The sequence below is a fragment of the Ruicaihuangia caeni genome, from assembly GCF_029952955.1.
Taxonomy (GTDB): Bacteria; Actinomycetota; Actinomycetes; order Actinomycetales; family Microbacteriaceae; genus Ruicaihuangia; species Ruicaihuangia caeni.
This window is the reverse complement of record NZ_JASATX010000003.1, coordinates 404,812-421,474: the sequence shown is the minus strand read 5'-3', so window position 1 is coordinate 421,474 and position 16,663 is coordinate 404,812. Positions and strand designations below refer to the sequence as shown.

Below are 16,663 nucleotides of genomic sequence, written 5' to 3'. Positions count from 1 at the left end.
TGCGACCGGAAGGCGCGCTTACGTAGCGTGCTACTCGATGATATCGTTCTCAAACCATCATCACGGCTGCGGTTCGAGCGGCCGGAGTGAACCTTCGCAATCCATCTATGGAGGCAACAATGAAGTTGAAGTCCCGCGCTCTCACCGCCGTGGTGGGACTTGCGGCCGCAGGCCTCGTGGTCTCGGGCTGCAGCACAGCGAGCAACGACGCCGGTAATGGCGACGACGCCCCTGCCGAGACGATCACCATCCGCGTCTCGAGCGTCAACCCCGCCGACAGCATCTACGGCAAGACCATCGACGAGGTCGCCGCAAGCGTCAACGAGAAGAGCGATGGAGCGCTGAAGCTCGAGGTCTTCCACGCGGGTCAGATCGGCACCACGTCCGACACCGCTCAGCAGGCGGCTTCGGGTGAAGACATCATCACCTTCATCGACGCCGGCACCGCCTCCTCGCTGGGCAACCCCGACATGGCGATCCTCGGCGGACCGTTCCTGTTCGAGAACAACGACCAGGCCCTGAAGTTCGCCCAGTCGGACGTCTTCAAGGAGATGACCGAGACGCTCGCGGAAGAGGGCAACCTCCGCGTGCTCGCGCTCAACTGGCTTGACGGCCCCCGCCACATGTGGGGAAAGAACGCGTACCCCGAGCCGACCGACCTCGAGGGCGTGAAGGTTCGCACCCCACCGATCGAGACCTGGGACCGCACCTTCAAGCCGCTGGGCGCTGTGACCACGACCATCGAGAACACCGAGGCCTACAGCGCGCTCGAGCAGGGCGTCGTGGAGGCCGCGGAAGGCCCGGTCAACGGCACCGTTGCCCAGAAGTGGCACGAGGTCGCTCCGCAGCTGACCCTCACCGCGCACTTCCGCACCTTCCTGGGCTACGCCATCGGCGAGGCGACCTGGAAGAAGCTCACTCCTGAGCTCCAGGAGCTGCTGATCGACGAGTTCACCGCCGGAGGCGAGGTTGCGACCGAGCGCTTCGCAGAAGCGGAGAAGGAGACGCTCGACCGCATCACCTCCGAAGAAGGGGTGACCGTGCACGAGGCGAACCTCGCCGCCTACCAGAAGGCCACTGCCGGCTTCTACGACTCGTACGGCGACCTGCTCGACCGAGTCCGCGAGGCGGGCAAGTAGCATACTACTCAGCGGGCAGTGCGGCGTGGCGCCTCGGCGCCCGGGCACTGCCCGCTTTGTAGTCTTTTCGCAATTCACTCTCGGTACGCGTGCCCGTGACGGGCACCGCGCTGGTGTCGCGAAGAAGGCCAGAAACAGCCTCCGAGCCGAACTCCAGCGCGCCCACCAGCGACCGCCGACCACGAACCAGGGATGCAGCATGAACGAGCACAAGAACTACATCGACGGCGAATGGATCGGCGACGACTTCAAGCCGAACGTGAACCCGTCCGACCTGGGTGACACGATCGGCCTCTACGCGCGCGCCGCCGAGAGCGATGTCGACCGCGCGATCGCCGCCGCGGCCGAGGCACAGCCGAAGTGGGCGGCGATGACCGTCGGCGAGCGGTCGGCGATACTCGAGGGCATCGCCACGCGCATCCTCGCTCGCGCCGACGAGCTGGGCGAACTGCTCTCACGCGAAGAGGGCAAGACCAAGCCCGAGGGCATCGCCGAGGCCACGCGCGCCGGCCACACGTTCCGCTACTACTCGCAGCAGATCCTGCAGGCCACCGGCGAGCGCTTCGCGAGCACCTGGCCCGGCATGACCATCGACGTCGAGCGCAAGCCGGTCGGGGTCATCGGCATCATCACCCCATGGAACTTCCCCATTGCGATCCCCGCATGGAAGATCGCGCCGGCACTTGCTTACGGCAACACGGTCGTGTTCAAGCCGGCCGACCTCGTGCCGGCATCCGCCTGGGCCCTTGTCTCGATCGCGCACGAGGCAGGCCTTCCTCGCGGTGTGCTGAACCTCACGATGGGAAGCGGGCGCATGATCGGGGCGCGCATCGTCGAGTCGCCACTGGTCAACGCCGTGACGTTCACCGGCTCGACCCAGACCGGTATGCACATCGCCGCCGAGTCGCTGAAGCACGGCGCCAAGCGCTTCCAGCTCGAGATGGGCGGCAAGAACCCGCTCATCGTGCTCAACGACGCCGACCTCGACGTCGCTGTGGGCGCGGCGATCAACGGCAGCTTCTACAGCACGGGCCAGCGCTGCACGGCGTCGAGCCGCCTGGTCGTCGAGAGCGGCATCCACGACGAGTTCGTCGAGCGGATGCGTGCCGCCACCGAGGCGCTGACGGTCGGCCACGCGCTCGAAGACGGCATCCAGATCGGGCCGGTCGCGAGCGAATCGCAGTTGCAGCAGGACCTCGACTACCTGCGGATCGGACAGGAGGAAGGCGCCGAGCTGCTCGTGGGCGGCGAGCGCGTCACCCGCTCGACCGAGGGGTACTTCCTCACTCCTGCGCTGTTCGTCGGCACGCGGAACGACATGCGCATCAACCGCGAGGAGATCTTCGGACCCATCACCTCGGTGATCAAGGTCGACGACTACGAGGAGGCCCTCGCGGTCGCCAACGACACCGACTACGGCCTCTCCTCGGGCATCATCACGACTTCGCTGGCGAAGGCGGCCGACTTCCGTCGGCGCGCGCAGTCGGGCATCGTGGCGATCAACCGGCCCACCGCGGCCACTGAGCACCACGTGCCCTTCGGCGGCACGAAGGCCTCGAGCTTCGGGCCGCGTGAGCAGGGTCCGCACGCCCGTGACTTCTTCACGATCGTCACGACCGCGTACACCGCGGCCGGCTACTGAGCCCTGAGCACTCCGCTACGCGCTCGTCATGCTGACAGTAATCCTCGGCCTGACGAGCGCGTTCTGCGGAGGCGCGGCTGACTTCCTCGGCGGAATCGCCTCCAAGCGCATCAACTCGATGGTCGTCACGCTGCTCGCAGCACTCGGCGGCCTCGCCGTACTGCTGGTCGCTTCGCTCTTCGTCGCGGGCACGTTCTCGACTGACGCGGTGCTGTGGGGCGCCGTCTCCGGAGCCTGCGCGGCCGTCGGGCTCGCACTGCTGTACGGATGCCTCGCCATCGGCCCGATGAGCGTGCTGTCGCCCATCGCAGCGGTGATCGGCGCCGCCGTGCCCATGTTCGGCGGCATGCTTGCCGGAGAACGACTTGGTCCGGTCGGCTATGTGGCGCTGTTCGTCGCGCTCGTCGCCATTGCGCTGGTCGCATTCACGCCAGAGAAGGATGCCGCGCGCGCCAGTCTGCGAGGGCTACTGATGGCGATCGGGGCCGGCGTGTCGCTCGGAGCGTTCCTGATCGCCCTCGACTTCGCCCCGGCGGATTCAGGTCTCATCCCGCTGGTCGCGAATCGCATCGGCAACGCGCTCACAATGACGGCACTGATCGTCGCGATCGTGCTCGTGCCGCGGTGGACGAGAAGCCGGCGGCAGCAGGCGCTGGTCACTACCGGGAGCCTTCCGCTGCTGCGCGCTGCTGAAGGTCCGGGCAGGGGCGCCGCGTTCTTTCGGGGCCCCATCGCTCTCGGTCTGGCCACGGGCGTCATCGATGGTGCTGGCAACATCGCGCTGCTCGCCGGCATCCGGATGGGCGACCTCACGGTGATGTCGGTGCTGACCGGCCTGTACCCCGCGGGAACGATCATCTTGGCCGCGGTGCTGCTGAGGGAGCGCATCCTGCGCGTGCAGATGATCGGACTCGTGCTGGCGCTGGCGGCAGCGGTGATGTTCGCGATCGGCTGAGCTCCGACGACCGTCCCTTGACGGAGCGCCGGCGAGGGTGACTGAACGAAGAATCTCCCCGATGCTCCGAAGCACCGGGGAGATTCTCCAGGTGACGGCAGACGTGCGTCACTCAGCGCGTTCGAGCGCCCTCGATCGAGCGCTCGTGGTGTCAGGCGCCCCTGATCGAGCGCTCGTGATGTCAGGCGCCCTTGATCGCGATGCCTTCGATCTCGACGAGCATGCCATCCGGGAGCGCCACCCCGACGGTCGATCGCGCCGGCGGCGCGTCCGGGAAGAACTCGGCGTACACCTTGTTGAAGCCGTCAAAGTCGGCGAGGTCGTTGAGGAAGCACAGGGTCTTCACGACCTGATCGCGCGAGGAGCCGGCCTCCTCGAGCACGGCCGTCAGGTTCGTGAGGGCCTGCCGAGTCTGCGCCTCGATGCCCGAGGCGAGCTCCCGCGTTGCCGGATCGATGCCGACCTGGCCGGCGAAGTAGACCGTGTCACCGGCGATGACGGCGGCAGAGTACTGGGGGCTCAGCGCGGGGGCTTTGGCGGGCGCGACGATAGTGCGTTCCATGAGTGGTTCCTTTCGAGATCGCGCTGACGGCGTGACGCGGTCTTCTCCCCGTCGTCGCTGATGCCAGCGCGGGCGCGCCTGTCGCGCACCCGATCGTGGGAACCCTACTGGACCGGCCGAGCGAACTCTGCCGCCCGCTCGCTCGCCCCGCTGCTTGCTGGCGGTGCCTGCCACGGGTCGAGCACGACCTTGATGAATCCGTCCTGCTTCTTCTGGAACTTCTCGTACGCCATCGGAGCATCGTCGAGCGACAGCCGATGGCTCGCGAGATCGAGCACCCCGAGCGGGTCTCCCGGGTCGGCCACGACCGGGTGGATGTCGGAGATCCACCGGTGCACGTTCGCCTGACCGGCGCGAATCGTGAGCTGCTTATCGAAGATCTGCAGCATCGGCATGGGGTCGGCCATCCCGCCGTACACGCCGGAGATCGAGATCGTGCCGCCCCTTCGAACGATCCCGATGGCGTCATGCAGGGCTCGCAGCCGGTCGACGCCGGCCTTCAGCAGCATCGGCTCCGCCACGGCATCCGGCAGCCACGAGGTCACCTTGTGCACGGCCCCGACGATCGGGTTGCCGTGCGCCTCCATGCCGACGGCGTCGATGACCGCGTCGGGGCCGCGCCCATCGATCCGGTCGCGCACCACGTCGGCAAGGTCTGCGACATCCGCCCGGTTCAGCGTCTCGATGCCGTGGCGCTCGGCGAGGGCCAAGCGCTCTGGCACAAGATCGATCGCGAGCACCGTCCGCGCCCCGCGGTACTTCGCGATGCGCGCGGACATCTGACCGATCGGACCGAGGCCCAGCACGACCACAGTGGATCCTGCCTCGACGCCGGCGTAGTCGACGGCCTGCCAGGCGGTCGGCAAGACGTCGGACATGAAGAGATAGCGCTCGTCGGGGCGGCCGTCATCGGGCACAACGATCGCCCCGGCATCCGCCAATGGGACCCGCAGATACTGCGCCTGGCCACCGGCGAGCTGGCCATACAGCTTGCTGTAGCCGAACAGCGTCGCGCCGGTGTCGTGCGCGTGCACCTGGGTCGTCTCGCATTGCGACTGCAGACCACGACGGCACATCCAGCACTCGCCGCAGGCGACGACGAACGGAATCACCACCCGATCGCCGCGTTTGAGCTTCCTCACCCCACTGCCGACTTCCTCGACGATCCCCATGGCCTCGTGCCCGACGATGTCGCCGCGCTCCATGAACGTGCCGAGCACCGAGTACAGGTGGAGGTCCGAGCCGCAGATCGCGGTCGACGTCACGCGGATGATCGCGTCGGTCGGCGCACGCAGCGACGGATCGGGAACGGTCTCGACCGACATCTTCTCGTTCCCCTGCCAGGTGACCGCGCGCATCGGCGCTCCTTCCGGTGGCTGGTTCCGCCTGTCCCCACGATGACCCTCCGGGCCCTTCGAGCCCACCCGGGCACGGATGCAGTTGGCCGCCGTGCGCCCTATGACCGAGCCGATTCGCCCGGCGAATGTGCCGCGGTGCGGAGGTCTGGTTGGTGAGACGAGCAGCGACTGATATCGTTCTCAACCAAGCACGGCGTCGTTCCGGCACCGGGCGACACAGCAAGCACAGCAGGCAGTGACGCGTCCCGCGGGTGACCCGACGCGTTTCGAGCAAAGGAGCTCAACATGAACCGACGATTCAGCAAGCGCTTGTGGACCCTCGCCGCCGTGGCGGCGGCCGGCACGCTGGCCCTGAGCGGCTGCGCGAACAACGGCGGCACGGGCACCGACGGCCAGAACGGCGACGGCGACAACGGCGACAAGAACTACCGCATCGCCTTCATCCCGGGCATCTCCTCCGACCCGTTCTTCGTCGCGATGGAGCTCGCTGCGCAGGAAGAGGCGAAGAAGCTCGGCATCGAGTTGATCTACCAGGGCAGTGCGAGCGACTACTCGCCGCAGACTCAACTGCCGTTCGTCGACGGTGTGCTCGCCCAGGACATCGACGCGCTGATCATGGCCCCCACCGATGGCGATGCCCTGTTGACCAGCGTCACGAAGGCCGTCGCGCAGGGTGTCCCCGTCATCACGGTCGACACCACCGTGACCGACCAGAGCGAACTCACGGCACACGTCACCGGCGACAACGAGGACGGCGGGCGCAAGGCGGCACAGACCATGGCCGAGCTGATCGGCGGCTCGGGCAAGGTGTTCGTCATCTCCGGTTCGCCCACGATCACGACCGACAGCCAGCGCGTCGAGGGCTTCACCAAGGAGATCGAGGAGAACTTCCCCGACGTCGAGCTCGTGGGCGTCGACTACGCGTACAGCCAGCCGTCTGAGGCGACCACGAAGGTCAACGCCGCGCTGCTCAACAACCCCGACATCAAGGGCATCTTCGCCGCAGAGGGCAACAGCGGCGTGGGCGCCGTGGCCGCCCTGCGCAACAGCAACCTGATCGGCGAGGTCGCCCTGATCGGGTACGACGCGTACTCGAACCAGGTCGAGGAGCTCGAGCAGGGGATCTACAGCGCGCTCATCGCTCAAGACCCGGCTGAGGAGGCCCGCATCGCCCTTCGCGCCGCCGTCGCCGCCATCGAGGGTCGCGAGAGTGACATCGAGAAGCTCGTCGTCATCCCGAACGTCGTCATGACCGCCGACAACCTCGGCGAGACCCGCAAGTACACCTACGCCGAGAAGTAGCCCTGGCGCTGCCCCCCTGGCACCACTGAAGTCGCACCACCGAGGAGCCCCATGACCGACCTCAAAGAGTCACGGATGCCGCTGCAGACGAGCCCCATCCAGACCTCGCGCGGCGAGCGCTGGAAGGAGATCGCCACCAGGCAGGAGACGCTGCTGCTCGCAGTGTTCGCCGTCATGGTGCTGATCTTCTCGCTCATCAACCCGAGATATTTCTCGACAGCGGCGTTCGGGAACATCCTTCAGGACTTCGGTCCGGTGATGCTCATGGCGATCGGGCAGACGTTCGTCATCATCACCGGCGGCATCGACCTCTCGGTGGGTGCCGTGCTGGGGCTCTCCGGTGTGTCGGCCGCGTTGGCGATCCGGGCGACCACCGAGAGCGGCATGGACCCGATGCTGAGCATCACCGTCGGCGTCGCAACCGCCCTCGCCGTCGGCGTGCTCGTCGGCATCATCAACGGGCTGCTCATCACCCGGGTGAAACTGGCGCCGTTCATCGCAACGCTGGCGACCATGGGCGCGTGCATGGGCACGACGCTCGTGGTCACCGGCGGGGTGCAGATCGCCGGTGCACCGCGCGAGGTCGTGCTCATCGGCAACACGCGGTTCTTCGACATCATCACCATTCCGCTCATCGTGGTGTTCGTCGCGCTCATCATCGCCTGGCTCGCACTGTCACGCACGCGATTCGGACGGTGGACCTACGCGATCGGTTCGAACGGTTTCGCAGCGCGGGTTGCGGGCATCAACGTGAACAAGCACCTCATGAAGGTGTACGCGCTCACGGGCCTGCTCGCCGCGATCGCCGGACTGTTCGTGTACTTCAGGCTCGGCTCCGGCTCGCCGGCATCCGGTCGTGGTGGTGAGCTGCAGTCGATCGCGGCAGCCGTGATCGGCGGCATCAGCCTCATGGGCGGTGTCGGACGAGTGACCGGCGTCATGCTCGGCGCCCTCATCACCGCCAGCGTGCTGAGCGGCCTGATCCTCATCGGGGTCGAGCCCAACGCTCAACAGATCGTGGTGGGCGCGCTCATCGCGTTCGCGGTCGCCGTGCAGTCCATCGGCCGCAACCGCAACTGACCGCGTTCGAAGTCGCGACTCGCACCAGCAGCACAGACGAAGCAAGGAAGCACATGAACACGCAGCCGGTCTACCAAGCACGCGGCATCACGAAGAAGTACGGGAACGTCGTCGCCCTCGACAACGTCGACTTCCAGGTCTCCGCGGGCGAGGTCGTGGGCCTCGTCGGCGACAACGGTGCCGGAAAGTCGACGCTCGTGAAGGTGCTCTCAGGAGCCCATAAGCCGGATGCCGGCGAGCTGCTCCTCGACGGCGAACGCGTCGAGTGGGACTCGCCCCACGACGCGCTCGAGGGCGGCATCGAGACGCTGTACCAGGACTCGAGCCTGGCCCCCGACCTCACGGTGAGCGCGAACCTCTACCTCGGCCGCGAGCTGCTCGCGCCCGGCTTCTGGGGCAAGCTCGGATTCCTCGCCAACAAGCGCATGGACGAGGCCGCGCGCCTCGAGCTCGAGAAGGTCGGCATCGCGGTGCCCTCGTCATCGCGATCGGTGGCGAAGCTGTCGGGCGGTCAGCGCCAGGCGGTGGGCATCGGCCGCGCGGTGGCGTGGGCGAACAAGGTCATCATCCTCGACGAGCCGACGAACCACCTCGGTGCCCGGCAGTCGGCTGAGGTGCTCGAGGTGATCAAGCAGGCGCGCGAGAAAGGCCTGGCGGTTATCTTCATCTCGCACACGCTCCCGCACGTGCTCGAAGTCACCGACCGCATCGTGGTCATGCGGCTCGGCCGCATCGCCGCGGACGCACCGACCAGCACGTTCACGCCCGACAGCCTCGTGAAGTCGATCACCGGACTCGACCAGCTCGCCGGCTGATCGGCACGCGCGGCATCCGCGCCACCTGCAGTATTCCCGCGCCGGGCGCATCCGCGGGCGCTGACAGTAAACAGTGGCGCGAACCGCCAGCGCCGCAGAGCCTTGCCCATGCAGGGACCCCCACGGGAGAGACCGGCGCGCCGGAGAGCGCGTGTGGAGAGACTTCCCAGCGCGCGAGAGACTTTCAGCGCGCGAGAGACTTTCAGCGCGCGAGAGACTTTCAGCGCGCGGGAGAGACTTGCCAGCGCGGGAGAGACTTGCCCACTCCGGCGGGTGTCGCAGCTCTGGCCGGGCGTGAACAACCGGGGCCGAGATCGCCCTGTGTGCCCAGCGTCAGCCTCGAGAGCGCGGGCGAACGGCAAAGAGGCGCGGCCGCGACTCCTTCGAAAGGAGCGCGGCCGCGCCTCTTTGGGCGAGAGCCCTACGTCAGGCGCACCAGCGCAGTGCGACGCGGGCCATCATCTTCGCCGCCACTGGAATCATGTCGAGATTCACGGCTTCGTCGGCCGCGTGAGCGACCAGCAGGTCGCCGGGTCCGCACACGATGGCCGGGATGCCCTGAGCCTCGTAGAACGAGGCATCCGATTGCGCGCCGGCCGGCACTGGCGCCGCCAGCGACTCAACGCCAAGCGCAGCAACCGTCTCATTCCGTGCCTCCAGCGCGACCCGGGCGAACTCCGACTGCGGGTCGGTGTATGCGGGCGGCCAGGTATCGATCCATTCGAACTCGAGCGGATGCTGTCGCAGCCACGGATCGAGCGCGGCGGCCCCGTTGAGGTGGGCCTCGACCTCGGCGCGGATCTGCTCCGACGTCTCGCCCGGCGGGAATGACAGCAGGTAGTCGAACCGTGCCCGGTCGGGGAAGTAGGGCGCGGCTGCGACGCCGATATCAGCGTGCAGCACACCGGGATGGATGATGAACGATCCCGGCGCGAACTGCGGATGCTTCTTCGTGAACGCCCACTGCTCTTCGAGCTGCCGCATGGCGTTGTAGATGTACACCGCCTTGTCGATCGCATTGACGCCGACTTCGTCTCCCCCGCCGCCCGCACGGATCGCGAGGTTCCGCGATGCCCAGTGGGTCGACTTGCCACGCACGGTGACCGAGAACAGGTAGTTGCCGGGCGCGGTGTTCGAGAGGTTGAACAGCGCCGACGGTGACGATGTCGGCTCCGGGATGAGGGCGGCATCCGTGCGGTATCCCGCGTTCAGCACCGCGGTCGTGCCGGCTTCGTGGCTCATCGTCTCTTCGCCGACGACCGAGTGCACGTGCACATCACCGGCCAGGGTCGCCCCGGCGCGTTCGATCGCCTGCAGGGCAAGCCACATCGCCGCGTGCCCGGCCTTCATGTCGGTCGCGCCGAGGCCGAACAGGGTGCGTCCGATCCGCTCCGCCTTGAACGGGTCCGCGAAGCGGCCCTGCTGTGGAGCAACCGTGTCGATGTGGCCGTTCAGCGCGAGCGAGCGCCCGCCTCCCCCGCCGCGGCGGATCGCGACGAGGTTCGCGCGGCCCGCCTCCTGCTCGACCCAGTGCGTCTCCATCGCTGTGCGGCCGAGCCACTCGGCCAGCAGCTCGTTGGCGCGGGTCTCTCCTCCCGCGTACTGGTCGCCGTTGACACCAGGCTGCTTGGGGTTGACGCTCGGCACGGCAACCAGTTCGGTCAGCAGCTGCTCGGCGTCGGCGGCGTGCTCGTCGATGAGGGCATCGACGGCCAGCTCCAGCCGCGACGGCGCAGTGGAAGCCGGCGACGGCGCAGTGGAAGACGGCGCAGTAGAACCGGCCCGGATGCCAGGGGCGCCGTCGCGCGCGCCCCCGGCATCCGCTGCCCGAACCTCACTCGGCATAGGTGTACTTGCGGGTCTCGGCGAGATTCTGACGGTTCATCACGACGTTCTCGATCACGACCGACTTCTCGATCTGGTCTTCGCCCTCGCCGGTGATCTTCGCGTACGCGTACTGCAGCGCGAGCCGTGCCTCTTGCGCCGGGTCCTGTGCGATCAAGGCCGACACCGAGCCCTCTTCCAGTTCAGCGACCTGACTCGAGTACGCGTCGTAGCAGATGAGCGAGACCTCGCCCACCTTGTTCGAGTTGTTGAGGGCGGCGATCGCGCCCGTGCACGATGTGCCATCGACGGCGAATACGCCAGCGAGGTCGGGGTGCTCGAGCAGCGTGGTGTTGAGGATGGTGGTCGCCTCGGACGGCTGGCTGTACGCGAACTGCACCGGCAGAAGCTCGATGCCGCTGTACTCCGCCTTCATCGTCTCTTCGAAGCCTGCGACACGCTGCGTGCCCGTGGTGTTCGTCGGCGAGGCAGAGATGACGAGCACTGTGCCCTTGCCGCCGATCTGCTCGTTCATCTCGGCGGCCGCCCGCTCGCCGCCGTCCTTGTTGTCCCCTGTGATGTGCGAGACAAGCGTGCTCTGATCACTGACCGTCGTGTCGACCGTGATCACCGGGATGCCCATCGACTCGGCCTTGGTCACGCTCGGCTGCAGCGCGTCAGCATCCGTCGGCACCAGCACGAGCGCATCGATGTCCTGGGCGAGCGCAGCGTCGACGAAGGGCAGCTGAGTCTGCGGCGAGTACTGGTCGGAGGCGCCCTGCCAGATCAGCGTGATGCCGAGCTTCTCAGCCTCGTCCTTGGCCGCGATCTCCATCGCACGGAAGAACGGGTCCGAGGCGATGCCAGGGATGAACGCGACGGTGATGTCGCCTCCCCCGTCGCTCTCGGCAGGGTCACTCGCGCCGGAAGCGCAACCGGTCAGTACGAGCGCAGTCGCACCGAGCGCCGCAATGAACATCTTCGTTGATCGCACTTGCATCCTTATCGTCGTCGATGGATGGAACGCCGCATGGATCGGCCGCGCCGTCCGTGTCTGCCCGACACTCCACCCTTATTGTCCGACAACTTGAGATCGATATCAATTGTCACGACGCTGTGGCGGGAATACGCTGCAGCCATGGCAGACCGCCTCTCCGCGGGTCAGCAGCGAGACGTCGACCCGGATGCCGGAAGCGCCTCGCGCGGGCGCGCCATCGAGGTGCACGGCCTCACGAAGCACTACGGCCCGCACGAGGCGGTGCGCGGCATCCGCTTCTCTGTCGAGCGCGGCACCGTCTACGGGCTCATCGGCCCGAACGGTGCAGGGAAGACCACCACGCTCCGAATGCTCGTCGACATCATCCGGCCGAGTTCGGGAACGATGCGCGTGCTGGGTGTCGATCCGCGTCGAGGCGGGCCTGCCCTCCGTCGGCGCATCGGCTACCTTCCCGGCGACCTCCGGCTCTCGACCCGCATGCGCGGCCGCGCTCTGCTCGATCACTTCGCGCGCATCAGCGGCCCGGTCGCTCCCGGTGCGATCGATGCGCTGGCCGAGCGGTTCGACCTCGACCTCGACCGCCCGGTTCGCGCGCTCTCGAAGGGGAACCGCCAGAAGCTCGGTATCGTCCAGGCGTTCATGCATGAACCCGAACTGATCGTGCTCGACGAGCCGACCGGAGGCCTCGACCCGTTGATGCAGCGCGAGTTCATCGACCTCGTGCGGGAGGCGCGCGACCGCGGACAGACGTTGCTGCTCAGCTCCCACGTGCTCAGTGAGATCCAGCAGGCCGCTGACCGGGTGGCGGTGCTCAGCGCCGGCAGACTCGTCGCGGAGGGCGATGTCGAATCGCTCCGGCTCGCCAGCATCCGCAGACTGCGGGCGACGATCGCCGGCACCACTGCGGATGCTGTCGGAGGGACGCTCGGATCGATCTCCGAACTGCGCGACCTCACCTTGACGCCAGGCGGCGAAGCGCGTGACCCTGTGCGGGTCGCAGCGACGATCGATGGACCCGTCGACCCGGTGATCAAGGCGCTCGCGCGGCATCTGGTGGTCGACCTGACGGTGGAGGAGCCCGACCTGGAGGAGAGCGTGCTGAGCCTGTACGGCGACGAGGGCCGGCAGGGTCAGGAGACGTCTCTCGGCACCGGTTCTCGTTTCATTCGCCGGCCGAGACACGCCGGCGACGGCCATGCGGGGCCGAGGCGGTCGGGCGACACCGAAGGGGGCCCCCAGTGAGGGCCCTTCCTGTCTTCCGCCGGTCGCTCGCTGACAGCTGGCGACCGCTGATCGCATGGGCCATCGCAATCGTCGCGGTGCTCGCGCTGTACCTGCCGCTCTACCCCGACATCGGTGGCAACGGGCAGCTGGCGCAGATCATCGAGGGGCTGCCGCAGGGCCTCGTCAACGCCCTCGGCTATGCCTCGATCGGCACGGGCGCGGGCTATGCGCAGGCGACCTTCTACGGGCTCATGGGGTTCCTCTTGCTGAGCATCGCGTCGATCTCCTGGGGCGGCGCGGCGATCGCCGGAGCGGAGGAGTCGGGGCGGCTCGAACTCGACCTGGCGCACGGGGTCGGCAGGACCCAGTACGCACTGGAATCGGCGCTCACGCTGGTGGTGAAGCTCGCAGCGCTCGTCACGGTCGCGGGCGTGATGGTCTGGACCCTCAACGGGCCCGCAGAGCTAGGGCTCGATGCGGAGGGGGTGCTCGCGGCATCCGTCTCGCTCATGGGGCTGACGCTCATCGGCGCCACGGCGGCGCTGGCGGTCGGGGCGCTGACCGGCAGGCGTGCGTTCGCGACCGCGGCCGGTGCCGCCATCGCGGTCTACGGGTACGCGCTGAACGCCATCGCCAACCAGTCCGAGCGGCTCGACTGGTTGCGGAACGCTTCGCCGTACTCATGGGCGTTCGAGAGCGCTCCCCTCGCAGAGGGGTTCGACTGGCCGCGCCTTGCACTCCTCTGGGGCATCAGCGCGGCTCTCGTCGCCGTCGCGGCGGTCGCGCTCCGACGGCGCGATGTGCTCGGCTGATGCGCTCGGCTGATGCGCGCCCCATCGCCCCGGGAGAGCCGAAGCGTCTGCCCTCCGGCTTCGCTCAGCCCTTGACCTTCTCGCCGTCGGGACCGACCAGCCACCAGACCCCGGCGTTGCCCTGGCCAGCGGTGTCGCCGGGCTGCGTGTCGCGCACGTAGTAGTAGAGCGGCATGCCGTTGAGCGTGACCTGCGTCACGTCGGCGTTCGACTCGATCGTGCCGAGCTCTCCGCTCACACCATTCAGCTCAGGAGGGGTGTCGCCTTCCGGCACGGGGATCCATTCGACGAGGCACTTGTCGTCGCAGTTGCTGTCGCTGCTGCCTGCCTCGTCGAGGTCGGTCATGTAGACCACCATGCCGTTGTTGTCGACGACGACCTCGCCATGCGACGAGTCGGTGGTCTTCAACTCGGTGATGGGCTCGCGGTCGACCGACTCGTAGTTGCGGTTCGTGTCCTGCGGTGAGGGCGTTCCGGTGGGCGCCGTCATGTCATTGCCCGGCTCGCCAATGCCCCCGCATCCGGTCAGGGCGAGTATCGACGCGATTGCGACCGCACCGGCGGCGACTCTGAGCTTCATGGCAGACCTCCTCCTCGCACGACGCGACACCGAGCGACTCGAGTCCACGATGGCCCGCTGCGGAAGCATCAGCCACACAAGCGCAGGGATCTCCCAGTCAGTGCGCGGATGCCGGAGCCGCGTGGCTTGCGCCCAGCGCGCCAACCCCGCGCCATACCCGCGACCGCACCCGCGGCCGCGCCCAAGGCCGCTCGCATGCGCACACCCGCGCCCGCGCCCGCGCGAGGGTTTCGTGCAGTCGCGAGGGATGTGACCCGCGCACATGCAGCAAACCCTCGCAGGACCGGACGCCGGCTGGTGCGACCGCTCGCCTGGTGCGCCAAGTCCGCAGACGCGCAAGCAGAGCCGCCCACGTGCACCCGCGTCCCCGGCCGGTCGCACACCCGCGCCCGCGCGAGGGTTTCGTGCAGTCGCGAGGGATTCAACCCGCGCGCCTGCAGCAAAGCCTCGCAGAAACGGATGCAGAACGGCTCGGGTTCGCACGCGCCCGGTGGCTGGCCGGCTCGCGCCACGCGCACACGCTCCCGCCCAGTCCGCAGACGCACAAGCACCCAGGCCCACACACGCCGCGCGAGGGTTTGGTGCAGGCGCGAGGGATGTGACCCGCGCAGGTGCAGCAAACCCTCGCAGAAGCGGATGCCGCGGGATGCTGGGGCCCGAAGTCGCCGAGCCCCGGCATCCGCACGCGTCAGCCGACGCCGGTGATCGAGGTACCCGAGGTCACCAGACGCGCTTGCCGCCGTCGTGGCGGTAGTCAGGCCAGGGCAGGTCGATCGGCGGCTCGAACGACGGGTCGAGCAGCGCGGGCATGGGCTCCTCGGCCACGCGGCGGTCGAACTCCTCCTTCGCCGCCGAGACCAGCTCAGGCTTCGTCAGCAGGTCGATGAAGGTGCCCGCGATCGTCTTTCCCGTCACATCGATGGTCGGGTCGATCGTCTCAGGGATGCCGCCGAGTGCATTCATGACCCACGCGGGGTAGGCGCCCCGGCCCGGTGCCGGCTTGAGCGCCGGGCGCGACACGTAGAAGCGCACGGTCGGCGCGTAGTGCGTCATCTCCACGTAGTCGTCGCTCGTCCAGTTGCGCTGCCACGCGGGCATCTCCTCGCGCAGCAACCGCTCGGCTTCCTGCGGGGTGATGAGCTGCTCCGTCTCGGTGAGGAACGGCTTCTCCATCGGCTCGATGCCGAGGTTCCGCTGGATCTCCTGCGCGATGCTGATCGCCTCATCGCCGTACTGCGGCGCCCCGACCCGCTCGAGGTTCGAGAACAGCACCTCGGCCATGACGTGGTTGGTGCGGCCCGGACGGCTGCGCGCGATCCAGGTCTCCTCGATGCGGGCGTGCGCCATCGCCGCCGCGTGCTCGGCATTGCGGTCGAGCACCGCGAGCACATGCTCCGCCATCTCGATGTTCGGCGTACGCCACGAGTACTGGATGCGCGCGGTGCGCGCGGGCAGGTTGTCAGCCGTCGCCTGGCCGTCGGTCAAGATGGCGTCCGAGAGGCTCCATCCGCCGACGCTCGGCAGCATGGCGTCGTGCATCACGCGGGATGCGGTGTACATCTGCATGAGCGCCACGTTCGCGCCCGGGGCGCGCGCCGCCGAGTGCGAGGCCGGGATCGGCGAGTTGGGGTTCGCCGAGAGCTGCCACGTCTCGGGCTCGTCGCAGATGAAGGTGTACACCTTGCTGTAGTACGCGCCGCACTGGGTGTCCCAGCGCGCGGTGTTGCACAGCGGCAGCATGTAGAAGGGGTGGAAGCTGACGATGGCGTCGACGTTGTCGTAGTAGCCGCGCAGCCCGTGCACGACCTTGGAGCCGTGCATCTTCTCGGCCGGCTCGCCCGTGTACTTCAGCGTGCCGGTGATGCCGTGCTGCTCCATGGCGTGCTTCGTCGCAAGCAGACCGGCGAGCGTCGAGATGCCGAGCACGGAGTGCGGGTCGGTGTGCCCCGGCGCGTGCTCGCTCACACCCTCGATGGGCTTGCGCTCGGTCGACGCCTCCTGGCTGTTGGCCGGCACCGCGTCGTACTCGGCGTAGGTGAGCAGCGTCGGACCGTCACCGTTCGACCACTCGGCGGCGAAGGCGGTGGGCATGCCCGCCGACCCGGCCTCGACCTCGAACCCCTCGGCGCGCAGCCGCTCGACGTACCACTCCGCCGACTGATATTCGCGCCACGCGGGCTCAGCCAGCCGCCAGATGTGCGTGTGCCACTCCGAGAGCCTCGGCAGGTTCTCCTCGACCCAGCGCTCAGCGGTCGCCTTCGCCTCGGTGTTCAGGATTTCGGTCATTGGTGCTTCCTCGAATGAGTTGATCGGGTCGGATGCCGGGAGCGCCGCGGTCGAGCAGCGCTCCCCGGCGGTCACTCGGCGTGGATG

Annotated in this window: 14 protein-coding genes; 8 read left to right on the top strand and 6 right to left on the bottom strand. The window is 68.0% G+C overall.

Annotation, left to right across the window (positions count from 1 at the left end; translation table 11 throughout):
• The first annotated feature begins 119 nt into the window (after positions 1–119).
• From dctP to QF206_RS09495, 3 genes are all read left to right on the top strand, one after another.
• On the top strand, positions 120–1,139 hold the full coding sequence (gene dctP, locus QF206_RS09505; protein WP_281488976.1) for a TRAP transporter substrate-binding protein DctP: 1,020 nt from the start codon (positions 120–122) through the stop codon (positions 1,137–1,139).
• A 199-nt stretch (positions 1,140–1,338) separates the two neighbouring features.
• A complete protein-coding gene (locus QF206_RS09500; RefSeq protein WP_281488975.1) occupies positions 1,339–2,781 on the top strand; it encodes an aldehyde dehydrogenase family protein in 1,443 nt (480 codons plus the stop codon).
• A 28-nt stretch (positions 2,782–2,809) separates the two neighbouring features.
• A complete protein-coding gene (locus QF206_RS09495; protein WP_281488974.1) occupies positions 2,810–3,736 on the top strand; it encodes an EamA family transporter in 927 nt (308 codons plus the stop codon).
• A gap of 181 nt (positions 3,737–3,917) precedes the next feature.
• Here the strand turns inward: QF206_RS09495 and QF206_RS09490 are convergent, their stop codons facing one another.
• Positions 3,918–4,298 (bottom strand): RidA family protein, encoded by a 381-nt coding sequence (locus QF206_RS09490; protein WP_281488973.1) that lies wholly within the window; start codon positions 4,296–4,298, stop codon positions 3,918–3,920.
• 104 nt (positions 4,299–4,402) lie between these two features.
• Complete coding sequence (locus QF206_RS09485) at positions 4,403–5,656, bottom strand: zinc-dependent alcohol dehydrogenase (protein ID WP_281488972.1); 1,254 nt, start codon at positions 5,654–5,656, stop codon at positions 4,403–4,405.
• A gap of 285 nt (positions 5,657–5,941) precedes the next feature.
• Between QF206_RS09485 and QF206_RS09480 the strand changes: the two genes are divergently transcribed.
• The 3 genes from QF206_RS09480 to QF206_RS09470 are packed head-to-tail and all read left to right on the top strand — an operon-like array spanning position 5,942 to position 8,853.
• Positions 5,942–6,958 (top strand): ABC transporter substrate-binding protein, encoded by a 1,017-nt coding sequence (locus QF206_RS09480; RefSeq protein WP_281488971.1) that lies wholly within the window; start codon positions 5,942–5,944, stop codon positions 6,956–6,958.
• A gap of 51 nt (positions 6,959–7,009) precedes the next feature.
• Complete coding sequence (locus QF206_RS09475; protein ID WP_281488970.1) at positions 7,010–8,038, top strand: ABC transporter permease; 1,029 nt, start codon at positions 7,010–7,012, stop codon at positions 8,036–8,038.
• Between the two features lie 53 nt (positions 8,039–8,091).
• Complete coding sequence (locus QF206_RS09470) at positions 8,092–8,853, top strand: ATP-binding cassette domain-containing protein (protein ID WP_281488969.1); 762 nt, start codon at positions 8,092–8,094, stop codon at positions 8,851–8,853.
• A 426-nt stretch (positions 8,854–9,279) separates the two neighbouring features.
• Here the strand turns inward: QF206_RS09470 and QF206_RS09465 are convergent, their stop codons facing one another.
• On the bottom strand, positions 9,280–10,698 hold the full coding sequence (locus QF206_RS09465) for a M20 family metallopeptidase (RefSeq protein ID WP_281488968.1): 1,419 nt from the start codon (positions 10,696–10,698) through the stop codon (positions 9,280–9,282).
• A complete protein-coding gene (locus QF206_RS09460; RefSeq protein ID WP_281488967.1) occupies positions 10,688–11,671 on the bottom strand; it encodes an ABC transporter substrate-binding protein in 984 nt (327 codons plus the stop codon). Before QF206_RS09460 ends, QF206_RS09465 begins: the two co-directional genes overlap by 11 nt.
• Before the next feature lie 144 nt (positions 11,672–11,815).
• On the opposite strand from QF206_RS09460, the gene QF206_RS09455 reads away from it, so the two are divergent.
• The gene (locus QF206_RS09455) at positions 11,816–12,916 is read left to right on the top strand and encodes an ABC transporter ATP-binding protein (protein ID WP_281488966.1); all 1,101 of its coding nucleotides are present in this window, start codon (positions 11,816–11,818) and stop codon (positions 12,914–12,916) included.
• Positions 12,913–13,710: an ABC transporter permease subunit gene (locus tag QF206_RS09450; protein WP_281488965.1), complete on the top strand. Its 798-nt coding sequence runs from the start codon at positions 12,913–12,915 to the stop codon at positions 13,708–13,710. The genes QF206_RS09455 and QF206_RS09450 overlap by 4 nt, the downstream gene beginning before the upstream one ends.
• 64 nt (positions 13,711–13,774) lie before the next feature.
• Here the strand turns inward: QF206_RS09450 and QF206_RS09445 are convergent, their stop codons facing one another.
• Both QF206_RS09445 and QF206_RS09440 read right to left on the bottom strand, forming a co-directional pair.
• Positions 13,775–14,290, bottom strand: coding sequence for a COG4315 family predicted lipoprotein (locus QF206_RS09445; protein ID WP_281488964.1), 516 nt, complete (start codon positions 14,288–14,290; stop codon positions 13,775–13,777).
• A 720-nt stretch (positions 14,291–15,010) separates the two neighbouring features.
• Positions 15,011–16,576: a zinc-binding metallopeptidase family protein gene (locus tag QF206_RS09440; RefSeq protein WP_281488963.1), complete on the bottom strand. Its 1,566-nt coding sequence runs from the start codon at positions 16,574–16,576 to the stop codon at positions 15,011–15,013.
• Positions 16,577–16,663: the final 87 nt, after the last annotated feature.

Excerpts from the sequence above, each read along its gene's own strand:
- dctP (WP_281488976.1), top strand. The coding sequence starts at position 120 with ATGAAGTTGAAGTCCCGCGCTCTCACCGCCGTGGTGGGACTTGCGGCC.
- QF206_RS09500 (WP_281488975.1), top strand. The coding sequence starts at position 1,339 with ATGAACGAGCACAAGAACTACATCGACGGCGAATGGATCGGCGACGAC.
- QF206_RS09495 (WP_281488974.1), top strand. The coding sequence starts at position 2,810 with ATGCTGACAGTAATCCTCGGCCTGACGAGCGCGTTCTGCGGAGGCGCG.
- QF206_RS09490 (WP_281488973.1), bottom strand. The coding sequence starts at position 4,298 with ATGGAACGCACTATCGTCGCGCCCGCCAAAGCCCCCGCGCTGAGCCCC.
- QF206_RS09485 (WP_281488972.1), bottom strand. The coding sequence starts at position 5,656 with ATGCGCGCGGTCACCTGGCAGGGGAACGAGAAGATGTCGGTCGAGACC.
- QF206_RS09480 (WP_281488971.1), top strand. The coding sequence starts at position 5,942 with ATGAACCGACGATTCAGCAAGCGCTTGTGGACCCTCGCCGCCGTGGCG.
- QF206_RS09475 (WP_281488970.1), top strand. The coding sequence starts at position 7,010 with ATGACCGACCTCAAAGAGTCACGGATGCCGCTGCAGACGAGCCCCATC.
- QF206_RS09470 (WP_281488969.1), top strand. The coding sequence starts at position 8,092 with ATGAACACGCAGCCGGTCTACCAAGCACGCGGCATCACGAAGAAGTAC.
- QF206_RS09465 (WP_281488968.1), bottom strand. The coding sequence starts at position 10,698 with ATGCCGAGTGAGGTTCGGGCAGCGGATGCCGGGGGCGCGCGCGACGGC.
- QF206_RS09455 (WP_281488966.1), top strand. The coding sequence starts at position 11,816 with ATGGCAGACCGCCTCTCCGCGGGTCAGCAGCGAGACGTCGACCCGGAT.
- QF206_RS09445 (WP_281488964.1), bottom strand. The coding sequence starts at position 14,290 with ATGAAGCTCAGAGTCGCCGCCGGTGCGGTCGCAATCGCGTCGATACTC.
- QF206_RS09440 (WP_281488963.1), bottom strand. The coding sequence starts at position 16,576 with ATGACCGAAATCCTGAACACCGAGGCGAAGGCGACCGCTGAGCGCTGG.